The sequence below is a fragment of the Thioclava sp. ISO4 genome (assembly GCF_058105145.1).
The window spans coordinates 606374-627356 of record NZ_CM176571.1 but is presented as its reverse complement, the minus strand read 5'-3'; the positions used below and the strand labels follow the sequence as shown (position 1 = coordinate 627356).

Sequence of the window (20983 nt, the reverse complement as noted above, 5' to 3'; positions counted from 1 at the left end):
GCGGCGCGCTTCTGACCTAGGCGGTATTTCTTGAGCTATCTGAACGACGTTCTGCTCGGTGTGATCGAAGGGATCACCGAGTTCCTCCCGATTTCGAGCACGGGCCACCTCATTCTCGCCGAGCATTGGCTCGGCGCGCGGTCGGACACCTACAATATCGTCATTCAGGCCGGGGCGATCCTCGCGGTCACGCTGATCTACTGGCGTCGCCTGATGGAGCTGCTGTTCAACTGGCGCAATCCGGAGAACCGCGACTATCTCGCGAAGCTGACCGTCGCCTTCCTGATCACCGCCGTTCTGGGCTTGATCGTGAAGAAGATGGGTTTCGAGTTGCCGACAACGATCCAGCCCGTCGCCTGGGCCTTGGTGATCGGCGGTTTTTGGATGCTCTTTGCGGAACGCATCGCGGATCGGCAGGCCGATAACAGCCAGATCTTCTGGCGCGTCGCGATCGCGGTCGGGATCGCGCAGATCGTTGCCGGGGTCTTTCCGGGCACCTCGCGCTCGGCCACGACGATTTTCGTGGCGATGCTTCTGGGCACCTCGAACCGGGCGGCGGCGACCGAATTCGCCTTCCTCGTCGGCATTCCCACCATGTACGCGGCGAGCGGTTACGAATTGCTCAAACAGCTCAAGGACGGGACCGGCGGCAACGAGGATTGGGCCGGGCTCGGCATCGCTTTCGCCGTCTCGACCGTCACGGCTTTCGTCGCGGTGAAATGGCTCCTTGGCTACATTCAGGGGCACCGTTTCACCATCTTCGCGATCTACCGGATCGTGTTCGGCGGGCTCTTGCTGAGCCTTGCGGCGGTCGGTGTGCTAGGCTGACGGGAAGCGAATCGCTTTTCGGCGGGACGCCATCCTCAAGAAAATCAGGGTAAAGCAGCAATAAAGTAAACGAAGCTGACCTATTTTGAGCGAATTTGAGGTGCCTTCCAGCGCGCCTCTCGCAAAAAACACGCATTTAGGTCAGTCTTGCTTACTTTTATTGCTGTGGCAGGCGGTGTAGCAATGCGCACCCACCGGTTTTCTAGGGAGGCGCCACAATGGCCAAGCAACCGATGCTCAAGTTCGTCAAGACGGCGAAAGAGATGCCTCAGAAGCGCGACGCGAACGTGCGCTCCCATGATTTCAACGAAATCTATCGCGAATACGCGGCCGAGAAGGCTGCGGAGCAGGCGAGCCGCTGCAGCCAATGCGGCGTGCCCTATTGCCACACGCATTGCCCGCTCCATAACAACATCCCCGACTGGCTGCGCCTGACCGCGGAAGGCCGCCTGCAGGAAGCCTATGAGCTGAGCCAGGCCACCAACACCTTCCCGGAAATCTGCGGCCGCATCTGCCCGCAGGACCGTCTGTGCGAAGGCAATTGCGTGATCGAACAGTCGGGCCACGGCACCGTCACCATCGGCGCGGTCGAGAAATACATCACCGACACCGCCTTCGACATGGGCTGGGTTAAGCCGATCAAACCGGCGACCGAGCGCGCCGAGAGCGTCGGCATCATCGGCGCGGGTCCGGGCGGTCTGGCGGCCGCCGACGCGCTGCGTCGTGCTGGCGTGCAGGTCACGGTCTATGACCGTTACGACCGCGCGGGCGGGCTGATGACCTATGGCATCCCCGGCTTCAAGCTGGAGAAAGACATCGTCATGCAACGCGTGAAGCAGCTGGAAGATGGCGGCGTCGAATTCGTGCTGAACTGCAATGTCGGCACCGATATTTCCTTCGACGCGATCCGCGGCAAGCATGACGCGGTTCTGATCGCGACGGGCGTCTACAAGACGCGCGAGCTGACCGACGAAGGCGCGGATGCGGCCGGGATCGTGCGCGCGATCGACTATCTCACCGCCTCGAACCGCAAGAGCTTCGGCGACGACGTGGCCGAGTTCGAAGACGGCACGCTGAACGCTGAAGGCAAGCGCGTCGTCGTCATCGGCGGCGGCGACACCGCGATGGACTGCGTGCGCACCGCGATCCGTCAGGACGCCAAGTCGGTGAAATGTCTCTACCGCCGCGACCGCGCCAACATGCCGGGCTCGCAGCGCGAAGTGCAAAACGCCGAGGAAGAGGGCGTGGAATTCGTCTGGCTCTCCGCGCCCGCGGGCTTCTCGGGCAATCCGGTCACCAACTGCTCGGTGCAGCAGATGCGTCTCGGCGCGCCGGATGCATCGGGTCGTCAGAGCCCCGAGAAGATCGAGGGCGGCATCTATGACGAAGAGGCCGATCTGGTGATCAAGGCGCTCGGCTTCGAGCCCGAGGACCTGCCCGGCGCTTGGGAGGCCGACGATCTGGAAACGACCCGCTGGGGCACCGTGAAGGCTCAATTCGGCACCCACGCGACCTCGATCCCCGGCGTCTACGCGGTCGGCGACATCGTGCGCGGCGCGAGCCTCGTCGTCTGGGCGATCCGCGACGGGCGCGAAGCGGCGGGCTCGATCCTGCGCTATCTCGAAAACGTGGCGGCGGTGGCGGCGGAGTGATCCGCGCCCTGCCGATCTGAAAAGGAATGCATGCGATGCGGTCGAATTTTCTCGGCATGGCGATCTGCGGGGGGCTGTTCAGCGCCCTGCCGGCGCATGCCGCGGATTTCGCGCCGCCGCAGGGCTGCGAGGTCTTCATGACCGTGCAGATGCATAACTGTCAGGTCGCCAATTACTACCGTTGCGCCGCCGATCCCGAGGGCGATCTGTGGACCGCTTTCGCCGATGGCGAGGGCATCTATTACCTGAGCCATATCGATGCCGAGACGCGCTGGCTCGAGAGCGTGTCGACCGATACCGGCGAGATCGAGGTGTTCGGTCCGGGCGCGTCGAAGGACGCCCCCTCGTTCTCGGCGCTCCTGTCGGAGGGCACGGACGATTACGATTTCGTCACGCGGTCGAATTTTCGCGGGCTGCGCCGCTTCGTCGGCAGCGATACCCTCACGGGCAAGTCGCTCAGCATCGACGATGTCCCGCTCGAGACGATCACCTTCGATCTGCGCGAGGATGACCAGAACGGCCAGACCGTCGCGACCCGCACCGGCACGCAATATATCTCGCGCAAGTATCGCGTGTTCTTCAGCGGCGCGGAGCGGTTCGAGAACGATCAGGGCGATGTCGTGAGCTACGACGACAGCCCCGTGCGCTTCGACTTTCCCGGCGATCCCGGTTTCTCGACCGAGACGCCCGAATATGACTGCGACCTGATGATGACGCAGGCCGATCTTCGGCCCACGCAAGTCAGCCTCGCCCCCCTTTCCCGCTCTTTCTCCAAGGAGGCACTGCAATGACCAAATATGACGAAGCCTGGGTGGCCGCCGAGGAAGCGAAACGCCAGTGGATGAACGAGAATTCACTGTGGAAGGAAGAAGACGAGAAGGCGTCCTGCGGCGTCGGCCTCGTGGTGTCGATCGACGGTAAGGCCTCGCGCCGCGTCGTGGAGAACGGCATCGACGCACTGAAGGCGATCTGGCACCGCGGCGCGGTCGATGCCGACGGCAAGACCGGCGACGGCGCGGGCATCCACGTCCAGATTCCCGCCCCCTTCTTCTATGACCAAATCCGCCGCACCGGCCACGAACCGGACATGGAGAAAATGGTCGCCGTCGGTCAGGTCTTCCTGCCGCGCACCGATTTCGGCGCGCAGGAGCGTTGCCGTACGATCGTGGAATCCGAAGTTCTGCGGATGGGTCACTACATCTACGGCTGGCGCCACGTTCCGGTGAACACCGAAGTGCTGGGCGAGAAGGCCAATTCGACCCGCCCCGAGATCGAGCAGATCCTGATCCGCAACGACAAGGATATCGACGAGGAGCAGTTCGAGCGCGAACTCTACATCATTCGCCGCCGCATCGAGAAAGCGGCGATCGCGGCGCAGATCAACGGGCTCTACATCTGCTCGCTGTCGTGCCGCTCGATCATCTACAAGGGCATGATGCTCGCCGAGCAGGTCGCGGAATTCTATCCCGACCTGAAGGACGAGCGCTTCGAGTCCGCCTTCGCGATCTATCACCAGCGCTATTCCACCAACACCTTCCCGCAATGGTGGCTGGCGCAGCCCTTCCGGATGCTGGCGCATAACGGCGAGATCAACACGATCAAGGGCAACACCAACTGGATGAAGAGCCATGAGATCCGCATGGCCTCCTCGGCCTTCGGCGATAGCGCCGAAGACATCAAACCGATCATCCCGGCGGGTGCGTCGGATTCGGGCGCGCTCGATGCGGTGTTCGAACTGATGGTCCGCTCGGGCCGCAACGCGCCGATGGTGAAGACGATGCTCGTGCCCGAGCCGTGGTCGAAATCCACCGACACGATGCCCTCCGCGTGGCAGGACATGTATGCCTATTGCAACGCCGTGATGGAGCCGTGGGACGGCCCCGCCGCGCTCGCGATGACCGATGGTCGCTGGGTCTGTGGCGGTCTCGACCGCAACGGTCTGCGTCCGCTGCGCTATGTCATCACCGGTGACGGCGTTCTGATCGCAGGCTCGGAAGCGGGCATGGTCCCGGTCGATGAGGCGAGCGTTGTCGAGAAAGGCGCGCTTGGTCCGGGTCAGATGATCGCGGTCGACATGCGCGACGGCAAGCTCTACCACGACACCGAAATCAAGGACAAACTGGCCGCCGCTCAGCCCTTCGGCGAGTGGGTCGGCAAGGTCACCGATCTGAACGCGATCCTCGTGGACGTGCCGGAAAACCCGAAATTCTCGGGCAGCACCCTGCGCAAGCGTCAGGTCGCGGCGGGCTATTCGGTCGAAGAGATCGAACAGATTCTCGCGCCGATGGCCGAGGACGGCAAGGAAGCCATCGCCTCGATGGGCGACGACACCCCGCCTGCGGTTCTGTCCAAGCAATACCGCCCGCTGAGCCATTTCTTCCGTCAGAACTTCAGCCAGGTGACCAACCCGCCGATCGACTCGCTTCGCGAAAGCCGGGTGATGTCGCTCAAGACGCGGTTCGGTAACCTCAAGAACGTGCTCGACGAGGACAGCTCGCAGACCGAGATCTGGATTCTCGAAAGCCCGTTCCTCGCGAATTCCGAATTCGATCACATGCTCAACGAATTCGGCGAGCAGGTGACGATCATCGACTGCACCTTCCCGGCAAATGCCGATCAGGAGGCGCTGCGCGAAGGTCTGACCCGGATCCGTCAGGAAGCCGAAGACGCGGTGCGCTCGGGCGCGCTGCATATCGTGCTGAGCGATGAAGAGCAGGACGAGGACAAGGTCGCGATGCCGATGATCCTCGCGACGAGCGCCGTGCATAGCTGGCTGACGCAGAAAGGTCTGCGGACCTTCTGCTCGATCAACGTGCGTTCGGCGGAATGTATCGACCCGCATTACTTCGCGGTGCTGATCGGCTCGGGTGCGACCACAGTGAACGCCTATCTCGCGCAGGACACGCTGGCCGACCGGATCGACCGCGGCCTGCTGGGCGGCACGCTCGTCGACGCGATGCGCAAATATCGCGACGCGATCGACGCGGGTCTGCTGAAGATCATGTCGAAGATGGGGATCTCGGTGATTTCCTCCTATCGCGGCGGTCTGAACTTCGAAGCCGTGGGTCTGTCGCGCGCAATGGTCGCGGAATATTTCCCCGGCATGCATTCGCGCATCTCCGGCATCGGTCTGCACGGCATCCAGCACGCGCTGGAAGGTGTGCACGCGAAAGGCTGGAAAGGCGGTCAGGACGTGCTCCCGATCGGCGGCTTCTACAAGGCGCGCCGCACCGGCGAGGCCCATGCCTGGGGTGCGCAGTCGATGCACATGCTGCAATCGGCCTGTAACCGCGCGAGCTACGATCTGTGGAAGCAATACAGCTCGATGATGCGGGCGAACCCGCCGATCCATATCCGCGACATGCTGGATATCAAATCGCTGGGCAAACCGGTGCCGATCGAAGAAGTCGAGTCGATCACCTCGATCCGCAAGCGCTTCGTGACGCCGGGCATGTCGCTGGGGGCGCTGTCGCCCGAGGCGCACAAGCTCTTGAACGTCGCGATGAACCGGATCGGCGCGAAGTCGGACTCGGGTGAAGGCGGGGAAGACCCGGCGCATTTCGTGCCCGAACCCAACGGCGACAACCCGTCGGCGAAGATCAAGCAGGTGGCTTCGGGTCGTTTCGGTGTGACCGCCGAATACCTCAACCACTGCGAAGAGCTCGAGATCAAGGTCGCTCAGGGCGCCAAGCCCGGCGAGGGCGGCCAGCTTCCGGGAATGAAGGTCACCGACCTGATCGCGCGTCTGCGGCACTCGACCAAGGGCGTGACCCTGATCTCGCCGCCGCCGCACCACGATATCTACTCGATCGAAGACCTCGCGCAGCTGATCTACGACCTCAAGCAGATCAACCCGAAGGTCAAAGTGACGGTGAAGCTGGTTGCGTCCTCGGGCGTCGGCACGATCGCGGCCGGTGTCGCGAAGGCGAAGGCCGACATCATCCTGATCTCGGGCCACAATGGTGGCACGGGCGCCTCGCCTGCGACCTCGATCAAATATGCCGGTCTCCCGTGGGAGATGGGTCTGACCGAGGCGCATCAGGTGCTCGCGATGAACAACCTGCGCGAACGCGTCACCCTGCGGACCGATGGCGGTCTGCGCACGGGCCGCGATATCGTGATGGCCGCGATGATGGGGGCCGAGGAATACGGGATCGGCACCGCCGCGCTGATCGCGATGGGCTGCATCATGGTCCGCCAGTGTCAGTCGAACACCTGCCCGGTGGGCGTCTGTACGCAGGACCCGGAGCTGCGCGCCAAGTTCACCGGCACGGCGGACAAGGTGGTGAACCTGATCACCTTCTACGCTCAGGAAGTGCGCGAAATCCTCGCCTCGATCGGTGCGCGTTCGCTCGACGAGGTGATCGGTCGCGCCGATCTTCTCAGCCAGGTGAGCCGCGGTTCGGCCCATCTCGACGATCTGGATCTCAATCCGCTCCTGATCACCGTCGATGGCTGGGACAAGATCGTCTACGACCGTTCGAAGCCGCGTAACTGGGTCTCGGACACGCTCGATGCGGAGATCATCAAGGATGGTCATCGCTTCTTCGAGGAAGGCGAGAAGATGCAGCTCTCCTACGCGGTGCGCAACACGCTGCGCACCATCGGGACCCGCGCCTCTTCGCATATCGTGAAGAACTTCGGGATGCGCAACGCGCTGCAGTCGGACCACCTGACGGTGAAGCTGACCGGCTCCTGCGGTCAGTCGCTGGGCGCTTTCGCAGCCCCGGGCCTGAAGATCGAAGTGTCGGGCGATGCCAACGACTATGTCGGCAAGGGTCTCTCGGGCGGCATGATCGTCGTGCGTCCGCCGATGGCCTCGCCGCTGGTGGCCTCCGAGAACACGATCATCGGCAATACCGTGCTTTACGGCGCGACCGAGGGTCACCTGTTCGCGGCGGGCCGCGCGGGCGAACGCTTCGCGGTGCGCAACTCGGGTGCGAAAGTGGTGATCGAGGGCTGCGGCTCCAACGGTTGCGAGTACATGACCGGCGGCGTCGCGGTGATCCTCGGCTCGATCGGCCCGAACTTCGGTGCGGGCATGACCGGCGGGATGGCCTATCTCTACGATCCGGACAACACGGCGGAAGAGCTGATCAATCTCGAAAGCCTCGTCACCTGCGGTCTGGGCCACGAGCATTGGGAAGCCGAGCTGAAGGGCCTGATCGAGCGTCACGTCGCCGAGACGGGATCGCGCAAAGGCGCCGATATTCTCCAGCATTGGGAGACCGAGAAGGCGAACTTCCTGCAGGTCTGCCCGAAGGAGATGCTGGCGCATCTGTCCTACCCGCTCAGCGACGAACCGCAGGCGATGCCGGCGGAATAAGGGAACTCTTTCCCCGACGGAACCGTTTCAGAGGGCGAAGCACATGCTTCGCCCTTTGTTCTGTCTGGAGGTAACGATGTCCGAACTGTTGGTGATGGCGCATGAAACCGAGGCCGCGGGTTTCGCGACGCGCGAGGAACTCAGAGCGCTGGAAAAAGAAGGATTTTTCCGGTCGCAGGACATTGTCGTCGTGACCCGCGACGAAAGCGGCGAGATTAACGTTCATGAAAACAGTAACACGATGGCGCTCGGCGCGATCGGTGGCGCTGTCTGGGGCGGGCTGCTGGGTCTCGTCTTCCTGTCGCCGGTCGTCGGCGCAGCAATCGGTGCAGGCGCGGGCGCTGTATCCGGCAAGTTCACCGACCTTGGGTTGAACGACACTTTCCTGCGCGAAGCGGGCGAGAGCCTGCCGCAAGGCGGCTCGGCTGTGTTCATCTTGCTTAAGAAGGGCACCGCTGCAGAGGTCCTCGACCGGATGAAGACCCTGGGCCACGCGAGCGGTCGCGTGCTGCAGATCCCCTTGCCGGAAGATTTCCACGAACGGCTCGAATCCGCCCTGTCTTCGGGGGGCACCACAGCCTTCAGCGGTGAGGAAATCACCGAAGGTGCTACCGGAAATCTCGCGCGGATGGTGGGCCCCTCTGCCCTCTAAACGCGCTGTGACCGGGATGTCACTCTTTAACCCGTAGTTAACTTTGCGCCGCACAGGCGCCTTTGTGTCGCCCTGATCTCTGCTTACCAAGTAACGAATAATTCATAATAACATTACTCGAGCAGCGAAAATGGCAACCTATTACGACCAGTTCTACGTCATGGATCCGGGCAATCCGCCCGCAGAAGGTACGGCGCTTTCACCGACGACATATGAAATTGTCGATCGGAATAACGACAATTGGATTTCCAGCAGCAACAGCGCCCGCGACACGATCAACGGCCAACGCGTCGAAGATGTCTGGCGTGGCGACACGATCACCATCGAGCGTCCGAATGGCGTGCAAGAGACGATCACCGGCGACACGTTCTACCTGCGCGACGGGAGCGCCGTGTTCACGCCGTCCGACGGCACGATCCTCCACAACGCGACCTTCATCAGCTCCACCTATGTCACGCAGAGCACTCAGGCGCCGGTCGGCGATCTGGGGCCGGAATGCTTCCTCGCCGGAATGCTTCCTCGCCGGGACGCGGATCGACACGCCCGACGGGCCACGCCCGGTGGAGCGGCTCAAGGCGGGCGATCTCGTCATGACCCAGGATGACGGGCCGCAGCCTCTTCTCTGGACGGGTGGCCGGGTCTGTCGCGGCGTCGGGGCCTATGCGCCGATCCGGTTCGCGCCGGGGGCTATGGGAAATCGACGCGCTCTTTACGTGTCTCAACAACATCGGATGTTGCTGCGCGGCTGGCGCGCCGAGATCGCCTGCGCCCATAGCGAAGTTCTGGTCGCCGCCAAGCATCTCGTGAACGGCAAGAGCATTCGGGTGGCTCCGCGCCCGCGTGTGCAGTACCGCCACCTGCTTTTCGCGCGCCATCACATCCTCATGGCCGAGGGCGCGCCGACCGAGAGCCTGTTTCCCGGCAATGTCGTCCTCGAAGACGACCACAGGGTCGCGCGCGAGATACGCGCCGCGTGGAAGCAGGTGTCCAATGCGCCGATCGAAACCATGGTAACCGCGCGACAGGTCGCTCGCGGGCCGGAATTGGCTCTGCTTGTCGCTTGACCCCTCGGGGCGCGCTGTGACTTATACGCACATGGCTAAGAGCAAGAAAAAACCGGGCCGCAAACCCACCAAACGCAGCACGAAATCGAGCGTTTCCAGCAGCATGCGCGCGCCTTTCCGCACCGCCCTGAAATTGGCGCTGCGGGGCGTGATGGGTCTCGTTGCGCTGGTGCTTGTGCTGATGGTCCTGTTCAAGTTCGTTAATCCGCCGACCACCTGGACGATGTGGAGCGAACGCCAGCGTCTTGGCGCAGTCGATCAGAAATGGGTGCCGATCGAGGATATCGCGCCCGTGTTCGCCCGCTCCGTCGTCGCGGCGGAGGATGCGAATTTCTGCAATCACTGGGGCTTCGACATGCGCGCGATCCGCAAGGCAATCGACGATGGCGCCAATCGCGGCGCCTCGACGATCACGCAGCAGACCGTGAAGAACGTGTTCCTCTGGCAGGGCCGAAACTGGCTGCGCAAGGCGCTTGAGGCGTCGATGACGCCGCTGGCCGAGGCGATCTGGGGCAAGAAGCGGATCCTGGAAATCTATCTTAACGTCGCTGAATTCGACGAAGGCGCGTTTGGCGTCGATGCCGCCGCGCATCGCTATTTCCGCACCACGCCCGACAAGTTGAGCGCCCGCCAATCCGCTTTGATCGCTGGCGTTCTGCCCGACCCGAAGGACCGTTCGGCGGCGAAGCCCGGCAGCTTCCTGTCGCGCCGCGCGCAGTCGATCATGGACGGCGCGGCGACGATCCAGAAGGACGGGCGCGCAAGCTGCTTCGAGTGATCACTCGGCCGGTTCGGTCATCGGGCGCATGACGGCGAAGAGTTCCGCGACCTTGATCCCGAATTTGCGCATCTGCGACCGGTTCAGCAGCGTCCCGTCCGGCATCAGGTAAATCCAGTCGGTCACATCGAGCACGTGACCGCCCGCATCCTCGGGCAGCCGCAGCCGATAGCGCATCCGCAGCGCATTGCCCGACTGCTCCATCTCGGCGCGCCCTTCGATGTCGTCGGCGGTCGAGCTGATCTCGCCATTCGGCCCGAACTGGATATTCCAGGCGCGGCTTTGTCGCCGACCGGAGGCATATTCGAACTCCTCCTCGATCACGCCGCCCTCATTGGTGAACCGCCCGGTCATCACGGCACGGAAGCGCGAGGTGACGCGACCGTCGGGGCCGTAGATCATGCCATGCGCCTCGACGGGGCCCTCGAACGCCCGGCGAATGTCGAATTCTGGGCTTTCGGCCGCGTAATCCGCAGACTTCTGCCCCGGGAAAGAGAAGAAGAAATGCCGGATCAAGAGAGCCGCCAGGATCAGAACCGCGAGAGTGAAAAGCAATTTTAACATCATGTTACGCCCTCGCATGTGCCAGTTGGACCTGCACGACATCGGTATGGCCGACCGCGAATGCCGCCGCGCAGGCTTCGAGATAATAGGTCCAGTTGCGCAGGAATTCCGGCCCGAAGCCAAGCTCGGTGGCCCGCGCGCTGCGCTCTTTCAGACGGGTCGCCCATTGCCGACAGGTCTCGGCATAGTCCTGCCCGAAGGCGAAGCTTTCCTTCACTGCCAGCCCGGCCTTCGCCGCCTGATCGCGGATCACCCCATCGGACAGAAGCATGCCGCCCGGGAAGGTATATTGCCGGATGAAATCGGAGGTCTCGCGATATTTCGGAAAGTAGGAATCAGACACTGTTATGGCCTGAATCATCGCAGAGCCTCCCTCCGCCAGGCGGTCTTTCACGGTTTGGAAATAGTTCGGCCAATAGCGCTCGCCGACCGCTTCGATCATCTCGATCGAGACGATATGGTCGAATTTTCCCGGCGTGTGGCGATAGTCCTGCAGCCGGATATCTGCCCGCCCGTCGAGCCGCGCATCGGCATAGCCTTTCTGGCTGGGCGAGATCGTGATCCCGGTGACGCGACGCCCCTGCTCGGCCGCGCGTTCGGCGAAATGGCCCCAGCCGCAGCCGATCTCCAGCACCTGCTCGCCGTCGCCCATCTGATCGAGAATGCGGTCGAGCTTGCGATTCTGCGCCCGGTGCAGATCGTTATCCCCCGGCGCGAAAAGGGCGGAGGAATAGCTCATCCCCTCGTCGAGCCAGAGCTGGTAGAACTCATTCCCCACGTCGTAATGCGCCCGGATGTTGCGCGACGCGCCGCGCAGCGAGTTGGCCCGCATCAGCCGGTCGATCAGGCGGAACTTCAGGTTCGACCAGAAGCCCGCATAGGCATAACCGTCCACGACCTTGAGGTTTTTCAACGCAAGCGAGAGAAGCGCCTCGATCGAGGACGTCTCCCACAGCCCCGCGATATAGGCCTCACCCAGCCCGACATCGCCGCGAGACGCCATCGCCACCACGGCCTGCCAGTCGCAGATCTCCATATCGGCCTGCGGCTCTCCGTGACCAAAGCGGCGCACGGCACCATCGGGCAGGCGCAGATAGAGCGTCCCATGCTCGATCTTCTCGCAGGTCGCGAGGAATTCGCTGCGGATGCGGTTGGTCAGGAAAGGCATCATTGGCTGATCTCCTCGCTGGGGGGTGTGGGCCGCGACAGGTAGCGGGCGCCTTTGAGCTTGAGCCGCAGGGCCTGCCAGTAGATCAGGCCCAGCGTGCGGATCGGGGTGAGCGGACGGCGCAGCGCCATACCGATAAGCGCCGCCGATGTCAGTTTGCGGCGTTGCGTCGCGAGGGTCGCGACAACGCCCTCCTCGCCATTGCGGTGATCGATGCGGATGCGGATGTGCTCGGCTCCGATGTCGAAGCGGAAATGATATTCCCCGGCGATGGTCTGGAACGGGGAGACGTAGAAGATTTTCGCGGCATGAAGCTCGGTTTCCGCCGAAATAGGGTCGAAATTGGGGGTGGCGCAGAGATAGGAATGCCGATCGCCGAAGGTGTTGTTCACCTCAGCGATCACGGCGCGCAGGTCGTCTTGCGCATCATAGGCCAGCCAGAAATTCACCGGGTTGAACCCGGCCCCGAGGATTTTCGGCTGGGTCAGAAGCCTCAGCTGCGCGATCTCTGGCGCACCGTGACGCGAGAGCTGCTTGCGGACCCATTCGGCCCCCGCGCCGCGGCCGGGCGCGCCGCCGTAATCCTTGTCATGCACCGTCGCGAGGTTGCGCCCGCGACGCGAGAAAATCCGGGGCCACGGACCCGGCGCGTCGGGATCGATCATCACGTAGTCGACGTGATAGCGGAACTGGTGGGAAATCGCGCCCCGCCGCGCGTGAACCGTATGACCGGGGCAGAACTCACCACTCATGCGGGCACCTTTTCGAAGTCGATCTGCGGCTGCGCCCCGCGGTTAAGCTCGCGCGCGACACGAACCGCCGAGGCAAACCCGTCCTCGTGGAAACCATGACGGAGCCACGCGCCGGCGAACCACGTCCGGTTCAGACCCTGTATCGACTGAATTTCGCCCTGCGCCCGCAGCGCCGCGCGATCGAAGACCGGGTGCCAGAAGACCTCGTGATCGTAGATCGTCTCCTCGGCAATCGGCGCGTCGGGGTTCAGCGTGACGAAAAGCGGATCGCTCTCGCGAATGTTTTGCAGCTTGTTCATCCAATAGGTCACGCCAAGCCGAGTCTCATTCGCGCGGGTCTGCGCCTGATAGACCCAGCTCGACCAGCAAGCGCGGCGGCGCGGCATCTGCGCCGCGTCGCGATGCAGATAGACGTCGTTGGGCTGATAGCGGACCGCCGAAAGCGCGGCCTGTTCCTGCGGGGTCGGCTTGGCCAGCAGCTTGAGCGCCTGATCGGAATGGGTGGCGATGATGACGTGATCGAACTGATCCGGAAGGGCCTTTTCCGCCGAAATAGTGACTGAATTGCGCTGCCGCTCGATCGCGGTGACCGGGGTGCCGGTGCGGAATTCGACGCCGCGCAGGCGTAGCGCCGCCTCCAGCCGCTTCACATATTCGATCGATCCACCCGAGACCGTCCACCACTGATGCTGACCGGTCGCCGACAACAATGCGTGGTTCTCGAAGAAGCGGAGCAAGCTTTTGGCCGGGAATGCGCCGATCTGATCGGCAGGCGTGGACCAGATCGCCCCGCAGATCGGCAGCAAGTAATAGCGCCGGAACCACTCGCCCAGATTCAGCTCGTCCAGCAGACCGTCAATCGTCACCTCATCGCTTTGCGCGACAGAGACGGCCCTCGCGTTGAACTTCGCGATGTCCGCGACCATCCGCAGAAAGCCCGGCCGGGCCAGGTTCCGCTTCTGCGCAACAAGGCTGTTCAGGTCGCGCAGCGCATATTCGATCCGGCCCTGATCGATCGTCACGCCAAAGCTCATATCGGATTTCTCGACCGGCACGTCGAGCTCGGAGAACAGGCGCGTCAGGTGCGGATAATTCGCGTAGTTGAACACGATGAAGCCGGTATCGACCGGCTGATCGCCGTTGCGCCCCGCAGTGATCGTGCGCGAATGCCCCCCAAGTCGCGTCTCCGCCTCATAGATGGTGACGCGATTATGCGGAGCGAGCTGCCACGCCGCCGCCAGGCCGGAAATCCCGGATCCGATGATCGCGATGCGTTGCGCATGTGGATGCAGGGCATCAAATGACATTCGAATTCTCCCAAACTCTTGAAGGCGTAACGCTGCATATTACCGTTTGGATCAGAAGTTTTTTCGCATCGCATGTGAACCGCTATCTCATAAGCTGCGTATCGGTCACATGCTGAGAGATGCGACCATCAACTTCGACACCACAGGGACCCCGCCAATCGCGGCGGGTCAGGCCTTTGCCGGGAAGAGAATGGACGACAGGAAATCAGCGAAACCGACGCCCGAGGCGGCTTGCGAGCAGACCGATTGGCTCGTGGCCGTTCGCGACAAGCGTGACAAACTGGCCTTCGCGCGGCTCTATGATCACTTCTCGCCGCGACTGAAGGGGATGCTGGTGCGGTCCGGCATGACGCAGGCGGCGGCGGAGGACGTGGTTCAGGACGTGATGCTCACGATCTGGCGGAAGGCGCATCTTTACGACGAGACGCGGGCACGCGCCTCGGCATGGATTTACCGGATTGCGCGCAATCGGCAGATTGATGTGATCCGAAGACGGCCCCGGCCCGTTCCAGACGAGCTGATCGCCGAGGCCGAGACGCGGGAAACCCGCGAGGCCGATGCGGCGATCGGGCTGGAACAGGAAGCGGCGCAGCTGCGCGAAGCGATCGAGGCGCTGCCAGAAGCGCAGCGCGAGATCATCGAGCGGGCCTATGTGGGCGAACTCACACAGGCCGAAATACGCGAGGCGACGGGCCTCGCCCTTGGGACGATTAAATCGCGGATCCGGCTGGCGCTGGAGAAGCTTAGACACGAGTTAAGGGATCTGAGAGAAGAATGACCGAGATTACGCATCACTTGCCCGATTGGTTGGTTCGGTCCTACGCGACCGGCTCGCTGGGTCATGCGTTTTCGCTGGTCGTGGCGGCGCATGTGAGCCAGTGCGACGAATGTCGCGCACGGCTCGAAGCAGAGGAACTGGCGGGCGGGCTGGTTCTGGATGACCTGAAAGGCATGGCCCCCAGCGACGATTTGCGGCGACGTGTGTTTGACGGGTTGGACGACGACGATGTGATCGTCGCTGAGCAACCCGCGCGCGCCGGGATCTATCCGGGGGCCGTGGTCGAGGCGATGGGCGCCGACAGTCCGCGCTGGCGGGCCTTGGGCGGCGGCATCAAGCAAGCCATCCTGAGCGAGGACAAAGAAGGGTCGGCCCGACTTCTGTATATTCCGCCGGGGATGGCGGTGCCGGATCACACGCATGGCGGGCTCGAATTGACACTGGTGCTGCAGGGGTCCTTCTCGGACGAGACCGGGCGCTTTGGCGTCGGCGATGTGGAAGTGGCGGATGACGATCTCGATCACACGCCGATCGCGGGGATGGAAGATGTCTGCATCTGCCTCGCCGCCACCGATGCGCCGCTGAAGTTCAAGGGTCTTCTGCCACGCTTGCTGCAGCCGATCTTCCGGATTTAAGACCCTAAATCCGCCGAAACACGGCCCCGATCCAAAGGGCAAGCGTTGCCGCCCGGCTTTGGCGATAGAGCCTCAGCCGGGCGAATTCTTTCAGACGGGTCGAAAACGCCGCGTCGCGCATCCTCACGAAGCGATCGAAAATGGCCCGATTCTCGGGCGTGAACCGATGCGCCGATACGGTGAGCGCTGCACATTGATCGTCGATCCAGCACCGCCAATCGCCGGACAGCATGCTCCTGAGCCGCGAGAGCTTGGCGCGCTTTTTGACATTCGCCCCTTCCGCGTTGCCCCCGTGTTGGCGGTAAAGCAGCGTGGGCTCCGCATCATAGGTGACCCGCGCGCCGCACCCGGTGAACAGCTGATAGAGCCACCAGTCATGACGCGGCGCGGCCTGAAATTCGCGCGCCGCAGAGATGGCCAGTTCGGCCCCGGCCGGGTTCAGGAGAATGGTGTTTCCCGCCGCGATATTCTGCACCAGTGCATTGCGGAACGACGGCGGGCGAGTGTGTCGGACTGAGAGGTGCTTGTCTTCCAGATCAGCGTTGCAGACCCAAGTCCGGCTGCAATAAAGCGCAGCTTCCCCTTCGCCCAAACTGGAAATCCCGCGCGCGAGCCGATCCGGTAGCCAGACATCATCCTGATCACAAAAGGCGATGTAATCCCGCTGCGCGCTGTCGATTCCCCGCATCAGAGACAGGAAATTCGCTCCCGCGCTGGTCCGTGGACCTCTCACGATCTGCACATCGTGGTTGCGCGCGAACTCAGCGAATAGGTCGCGCGCGGCGTCGGTTCGGCTGTCGTCCCCGACGATCAACCGCCAATCCCGATGGGTTTGCGCCGCGAGGCTTTCCAGTTGATCGCGCAGTTCCGGACCCGGATCGCGTGTCGCCATCAGGATCGTCACCCGCGCCACGGTCGCTTACTCGATCAGGCGCAGCAGATATTCGCCATAGCTGTTCTTGCCAAATTTCTTCGCGCGATCGGCGAGCGCGTCGGCACTGATCCAGCCTTTCTCGAAAGCGATCTCGTCGGGCGAACCGCTTTGCAGCCCCTGCCGTTCTTCCAGCGTGCGCACAAAATTCCCCGCGTCGAGCAGGCTGCCATGGGTGCCGGTGTCGAGCCAGGCGAAGCCCCGGCCCATCTGGGTGACCGAGAGCGCGCCGTCATGCAGGTAGGTTTCCAGGAGCGAGGTAATCTCCAACTCGCCGCGAGCCGAAGGCGTGATCGTCTTGGCACGGTCCGGCGCGGTCTCGTCGAGGAAATAGAGCCCCGTGACCGCGAACTGCGAGGGTGGCACGTCGGGCTTCTCGATGATCGAACGCACGGTGCCGCTCTCGTCGAAATCCACCACGCCATACCGCTCCGGATCGCGGACGCGGTAACCGAAGACGGTGCCGCCGCCTGTGGTCGCATTCGCCGCTTTCAGGATCTCTCCGAGACCCGCGCCGAAGAAGATATTGTCGCCCAGCACCATCGCCGAAGGCGCGCCCGCAAGGAACTCCTCGGCCAGCAGATAGGCCTGCGCCAGACCATCGGGCGAGGGCTGCGTGATATAGGTCAGGCTCAGCCCCCATTGGCTGCCATCTCCCAGCGTGCGGATGAACTGCTCCTGATCATGCGGCGTCGTGATCACCGCGATCTCGCGGATGCCCGCCAGCATCAGCGTGGTTAGCGGGTAGTAGATCATCGGCTTGTCATAGACCGGCAGAAGCTGCTTCGAGACGCCCATCGTGATCGGATAGAGCCGCGTGCCCGAGCCGCCCGCCAGAATGATCCCCTTGCGCGTCATATCGCCCCCAATTCGGTCAAAACCTCGTCCAGTCCCGCTTTCCAATCGGGTCTGTTCAGGCCGAACACGGCCAGATCTCTGCAGTCGAGCCGCGAATTGAGCGGCCGTTTCGCAGGCGTCGGATAGTCGGCGGTGGGGATGTCCTCCACCGTCACGTCCCGCCCGGCCCGCGCGAAGATCTCTCGCGCGAAGCCTGCCCAGCTTACATCGGGAGAGCCTGAGAAATGGTAAACGCCGCTTTTCTCGGGCGCGCGCTGCAACTGCGCCGCCATCGTCAGGCAGGCCTCGGCGATCACCTTGGCTGGGGTAGGCCCGCCGATCTGGTCGGCGACGATCGTCAGGCGATCGCGGCTCTCGGACAGGCGCAGCATCGTCTTCACGAAGTTCCCGCCATGGGCCGAGAAAACCCAACTCGTGCGCAGGATGGCGAAGGGGCCGCCCGTCGCGCGGATCGCCTGTTCTCCGGCGAGCTTGGTCCGGCCATAGGCACCCAGCGGAGCCGTCGGATCGGTCGGTTTGAACGGCGTCGGTCCCGAGCCGTCGAAGACGTAATCGGTGGAGATGTGAACGAGCGGGATGCCGAGGTCGCGGCAGGCTTCGGCGATCGCCGCGGGCGCGTCACCGTTGACCACCTGCGCGAGCGCCTCTTCTTCTTCGGCCTTGTCGACAGCCGTATAAGCCGCGGCATTGATTACGGCCTCGGGCTTGGCCCCCCGGATCGCCTGTGCAGCGGCACCGGGATCACGCAAATCGACCCTATTCCGGCCTAGATATACCGCATCAGGAGCGAGGCGCTGCAATTCCCGCGCCACCTGGCCGGTCTGTCCGAAGACGAGGATCATGCCTTGCCCAACCTTTCGCCGACGCCGTGCCGCTCCAGCAGCGGCCGCCACCAGTCCTCGTTCTCGAGATACCAGCGCACGGTGCGTTCCAGCCCTTCCTCGACGGTCACGCTCGGCCGCCAGCCCAACTCCTCGCGGATGCGGGTCGGGTCGATCGCGTAGCGCGCATCATGGCCGGGGCGGTCTGTGACGAAGGTGATCAGGTCGGCATAGGGCGCTTCGCCCGGGCGCAGCTTGTCGAGAATGGAGCAAATCGTCTGGACGAGCTCGAGGTTCGACCGCTCGTTCTCGCCGCCGATATTGTAGCTGCGACCCAAGGCGCCCTTCTCCAGCACGAGAAGCAGTGCATCGGCATGGTCCTCGACGTAGAGCCAATCACGCACGTTCGAGCCGTCGCCATAGATCGGCAGCGGTTTGCCCGCGAGCGCGTTCAGGATCACGACCGGGATCAGCTTTTCGGGGAAGTGATAGGGGCCGTAATTGTTCGAGCAGTTCGTGAGCACGACCGGCAGCCCATAGGTCTCGTGCCAGGCGCGCACGAGATGGTCCGAGCCCGCTTTCGAGGCGGAATAGGGACTGTTCGGAGCGTAGGGCGTCTCTTCGGTGAACTGGCCCGTGGGGCCGAGCGTGCCGTAAACCTCGTCGGTCGAGATGTGGTGGAAGCGGAAGCTCTCGCGGCGACCCTCGGCCTCCCAATAGGAACGCGCCGCCTGCAGCATGTTGTAGGTGCCCATCACGTTCGTCTCGATGAAGGCGCCGGGGCCGTCGATCGAGCGATCCACATGGCTTTCGGCTGCGAGATGCATCACCGCGTCGGGCTTGTGGCGGGCGAAGATCGCCGTCAGCGCCTCAGGATCGCGGATATCGGCCTTCTCGAAGGCGTAGAGTGGGCTGTCGGCGACGGGCGCGACATTCTCGAGGCAGGCGGCATAGGTCAGCGCGTCGAGGTTCACCACCTCATGCCCGCGCGAAACGGCGAGACGGACGACCGCGGAGCCGATGAATCCGGCACCGCCGGTGACGAGGATCTTCATGCTGCACCCTCCCAGGTGAAAGGGCTGTCGAACCCGGAGAAAAGCGGTGCCTCGGCGTCCTTGCCGGACAAAACAGGCTCTATTCCTGCGGAAAGCGGCCAGTCGATGCCCAGATCCGGATCGTTCCAGCGGATCGCACCTTCGCAGTCGGGGGCGTAGTAATCCGAGCATTTGTAGACGATCTCGGTGCCCGGCTCGAGCGTCACGAACCCATGTGCAAACCCCGCCGGGATCAGTAGCTGCTTGCCGTTCTCAAAGCTCAGCTCCGTGCCAAACCACTGGCCGTAGGTCGGGCTGCCCTTGCGGATATCGACCGCGACGTCCCAGAGCCGCCCACGCCCGCAGCGCACGAGCTTCGCCTGCGCGTGCGGCGGGGCCTGAAAATGCAACCCGCGCACCGTGCCCACGGCCTCCGAGACCGAATGGTTGTCCTGCACGAACTCGATCTCGATCCCGGCCTCGGCAAATCGCTTCGCCGAATAGCTCTCGGAGAAAAATCCACGGTGATCGCCGAATCGCTTCGGCGTGATCACCAGAACGCCGCTGAGGGGGGTTGGTTCGACCTGCATTCGCCCTGCCTTCATTGCTTCGGGAAAGTTGTGCCAAAGCACGGCCCGAAAGGCCAGCGACATCGCTGGAAGCCAAGAAATAAGGGGAAATCGGGAAAATGGTCGGAGCGAGAGGATTCGAACCTCCGACCCCCTGCTCCCGAAGCAGGTGCGCTACCAGGCTGCGCTACGCTCCGACCGTGGGCGGGGAATTAGCCGCTTGCGCAGGGTTTTGCAAGGGGGTCTGAGTCAGCTTCTTGAATTGCGTGCACGAAGGCCCAAAACGCGACCCAGAAGCGACGATCGCGGCGCGGTGACGGTTTCCGACCGACCCCTTGTGCGTAGCACCGGCTGGTTCTCGGAGACACGCGTCTCGCGGATGACGATGTAGATGCCGGACAGGATCACCACGCCCGCCCCGACAAGCGTCGGAATGTCCACGCTCTCGTGGAAGATGATCCAGCCGTAGAAGACCGCCCAGAGGATCTGCGAATATTGCATCGGCGCGACGATGGCGGCCTCGCCCGCGCGATAGGCGAGGATTTGCAGGAAGGAAGCGGTGAGGCCGAAGATCGCGATCACCGCCATCAGACCGAGATCACCGATCTGCAGCGGCTGCCAGACGAAGGGCAGAAGGATCGCCATGACGATCACATTGCCCAGAAGCGGCGAGAGCAGCAGCACGACGGAGCGCTCCTCCGAGCCGATCTTGCGCACGATCACCGACGCCAGCGCACCGGTGACCGCCGCCGTCATCGCCGCAAAGTGGCCCGGTGCGAGATCGGCCTGTCCGGGGCGCACGACGATCACCACGCCGATCAGGCCGAGGATGACAGCAGCCCAGCGGTGAATGCCGACCTTCTCGCCCAGGATCGGGATCGAGAAAACGGTGACCAAGAGCGGCATCGCGAAGAGGAGCGGATAGACCTGTGCGAGCGGTAGGGTCGAGAAAGCGTAGAAAGCGCAGAGCCCCGTGACGACGGTGGTGACGACCCGCCCGACGACCCAGCCGGGGTGAACCGGGCGCAGGCTTCCCCCACGCTTGTCGTTGAGCAGGATTACCGAGAGCAGCGGGAAGGACAGGAGCGCTGCGAAGAACACGATCTGAACCGGCGAATAGGTCTGGCCCAGATGTTTGATGATGACGTCATGCGTGGCGAAAATCGCCATCGAGGTCAGGCCAAGCGACGCACCGCGTGCGTTTGATTTTCCGCCGAAATCGGGCATGGGAGGCTCCCGGTGTTATCGCTCACATCTTGAGCGGAT

20 protein-coding genes and 1 tRNA gene are annotated in these 20983 nt (G+C 63.3%); 10 read left to right on the top strand and 11 right to left on the bottom strand.

Annotation, left to right across the window (positions count from 1 at the left end):
• Positions 1-30 precede the first annotated feature (30 nt).
• The 8 genes from AC2TZ7_RS03170 (at position 31) to mtgA (ending at position 10300) form a co-directional block, all read left to right on the top strand.
• Entirely contained in the window at positions 31-828 is a 798-nt protein-coding gene (locus AC2TZ7_RS03170) for an undecaprenyl-diphosphate phosphatase (protein ID WP_489865870.1), read from the top strand.
• Positions 829-1046: 218 nt separating this feature from the next.
• Complete coding sequence (locus tag AC2TZ7_RS03165) at positions 1047-2480, top strand: NAD(P)-dependent oxidoreductase (protein WP_489865869.1); 1434 nt, start codon at positions 1047-1049, stop codon at positions 2478-2480.
• A 35-nt stretch (positions 2481-2515) separates the two neighbouring features.
• Positions 2516-3271: a hypothetical protein gene (locus AC2TZ7_RS03160; RefSeq protein WP_489865868.1), complete on the top strand. Its 756-nt coding sequence runs from the start codon at positions 2516-2518 to the stop codon at positions 3269-3271.
• Positions 3268-7806, top strand: coding sequence for a glutamate synthase large subunit (gene gltB / locus AC2TZ7_RS03155; RefSeq protein WP_489865867.1), 4539 nt, complete (start codon positions 3268-3270; stop codon positions 7804-7806). Before AC2TZ7_RS03160 ends, gltB begins: the two co-directional genes overlap by 4 nt.
• 76 nt (positions 7807-7882) lie before the next feature.
• Positions 7883-8458 (top strand): DUF1269 domain-containing protein, encoded by a 576-nt coding sequence (locus AC2TZ7_RS03150; RefSeq protein WP_489865866.1) that lies wholly within the window; start codon positions 7883-7885, stop codon positions 8456-8458.
• Between the two features lie 130 nt (positions 8459-8588).
• On the top strand, positions 8589-9062 hold the full coding sequence (locus AC2TZ7_RS03145) for a hypothetical protein (protein ID WP_489865865.1): 474 nt from the start codon (positions 8589-8591) through the stop codon (positions 9060-9062).
• Complete coding sequence (locus AC2TZ7_RS03140; RefSeq protein ID WP_489865864.1) at positions 9019-9522, top strand: Hint domain-containing protein; 504 nt, start codon at positions 9019-9021, stop codon at positions 9520-9522. Before AC2TZ7_RS03145 ends, AC2TZ7_RS03140 begins: the two co-directional genes overlap by 44 nt.
• A gap of 31 nt (positions 9523-9553) precedes the next feature.
• Complete coding sequence (mtgA, locus tag AC2TZ7_RS03135) at positions 9554-10300, top strand: monofunctional biosynthetic peptidoglycan transglycosylase (RefSeq protein WP_489865863.1); 747 nt, start codon at positions 9554-9556, stop codon at positions 10298-10300.
• On the opposite strand, the gene AC2TZ7_RS03130 is transcribed toward mtgA, so the two are convergent.
• Genes AC2TZ7_RS03130 through AC2TZ7_RS03115 form a run of 4 tightly spaced genes read right to left on the bottom strand, consistent with a single transcriptional unit; the run spans position 10301 to position 14091 of the window.
• Positions 10301-10867 carry a DUF3833 domain-containing protein gene (locus AC2TZ7_RS03130; RefSeq protein ID WP_489865862.1) on the bottom strand — a complete coding sequence of 189 codons (567 nt, stop codon included), beginning with the start codon at positions 10865-10867 and terminating at the stop codon, positions 10301-10303. It lies immediately after the preceding gene.
• A 1-nt stretch (position 10868) separates the two neighbouring features.
• Positions 10869-12032, bottom strand: a complete 1164-nt coding sequence (locus tag AC2TZ7_RS03125) for a class I SAM-dependent methyltransferase (protein ID WP_489866780.1) — start codon at positions 12030-12032, stop codon at positions 10869-10871.
• Entirely contained in the window at positions 12032-12784 is a 753-nt protein-coding gene (locus tag AC2TZ7_RS03120; protein WP_489865861.1) for a DUF1365 domain-containing protein, read from the bottom strand. The genes AC2TZ7_RS03125 and AC2TZ7_RS03120 overlap by 1 nt, the downstream gene beginning before the upstream one ends.
• Positions 12781-14091 carry an NAD(P)/FAD-dependent oxidoreductase gene (locus AC2TZ7_RS03115; protein WP_489865860.1) on the bottom strand — a complete coding sequence of 437 codons (1311 nt, stop codon included), beginning with the start codon at positions 14089-14091 and terminating at the stop codon, positions 12781-12783. Before AC2TZ7_RS03115 ends, AC2TZ7_RS03120 begins: the two co-directional genes overlap by 4 nt.
• 46 nt (positions 14092-14137) lie before the next feature.
• On the opposite strand from AC2TZ7_RS03115, the gene AC2TZ7_RS03110 reads away from it, so the two are divergent.
• Both AC2TZ7_RS03110 and AC2TZ7_RS03105 read left to right on the top strand, forming a co-directional pair.
• A complete protein-coding gene (locus AC2TZ7_RS03110) occupies positions 14138-14869 on the top strand; it encodes a sigma-70 family RNA polymerase sigma factor (protein WP_369679761.1) in 732 nt (243 codons plus the stop codon).
• Entirely contained in the window at positions 14866-15504 is a 639-nt protein-coding gene (locus AC2TZ7_RS03105) for a ChrR family anti-sigma-E factor (protein WP_098409528.1), read from the top strand. The genes AC2TZ7_RS03110 and AC2TZ7_RS03105 overlap by 4 nt, the downstream gene beginning before the upstream one ends.
• 4 nt (positions 15505-15508) lie before the next feature.
• Here the strand turns inward: AC2TZ7_RS03105 and AC2TZ7_RS03100 are convergent, their stop codons facing one another.
• From AC2TZ7_RS03100 to AC2TZ7_RS03070, 7 genes are all read right to left on the bottom strand, one after another.
• A complete protein-coding gene (locus AC2TZ7_RS03100) occupies positions 15509-16408 on the bottom strand; it encodes a glycosyltransferase (RefSeq protein WP_489866779.1) in 900 nt (299 codons plus the stop codon).
• A gap of 15 nt (positions 16409-16423) precedes the next feature.
• On the bottom strand, positions 16424-17293 hold the full coding sequence (gene rfbA, locus AC2TZ7_RS03095) for a glucose-1-phosphate thymidylyltransferase RfbA (RefSeq protein WP_489865859.1): 870 nt from the start codon (positions 17291-17293) through the stop codon (positions 16424-16426).
• Positions 17290-18135, bottom strand: a complete 846-nt coding sequence (rfbD, locus tag AC2TZ7_RS03090) for a dTDP-4-dehydrorhamnose reductase (protein WP_489865858.1) — start codon at positions 18133-18135, stop codon at positions 17290-17292. The genes rfbA and rfbD overlap by 4 nt, the downstream gene beginning before the upstream one ends.
• A complete protein-coding gene (gene rfbB / locus AC2TZ7_RS03085) occupies positions 18132-19169 on the bottom strand; it encodes a dTDP-glucose 4,6-dehydratase (RefSeq protein WP_489865857.1) in 1038 nt (345 codons plus the stop codon). Before rfbB ends, rfbD begins: the two co-directional genes overlap by 4 nt.
• Entirely contained in the window at positions 19166-19738 is a 573-nt protein-coding gene (gene rfbC, locus AC2TZ7_RS03080) for a dTDP-4-dehydrorhamnose 3,5-epimerase (RefSeq protein WP_489865856.1), read from the bottom strand. Before rfbC ends, rfbB begins: the two co-directional genes overlap by 4 nt.
• A gap of 99 nt (positions 19739-19837) precedes the next feature.
• Positions 19838-19914 (bottom strand) — tRNA-Pro (locus tag AC2TZ7_RS03075).
• A gap of 52 nt (positions 19915-19966) precedes the next feature.
• Positions 19967-20944 carry a DMT family transporter gene (locus tag AC2TZ7_RS03070; RefSeq protein WP_274963661.1) on the bottom strand — a complete coding sequence of 326 codons (978 nt, stop codon included), beginning with the start codon at positions 20942-20944 and terminating at the stop codon, positions 19967-19969.
• Positions 20945-20983 lie beyond the last annotated feature (39 nt).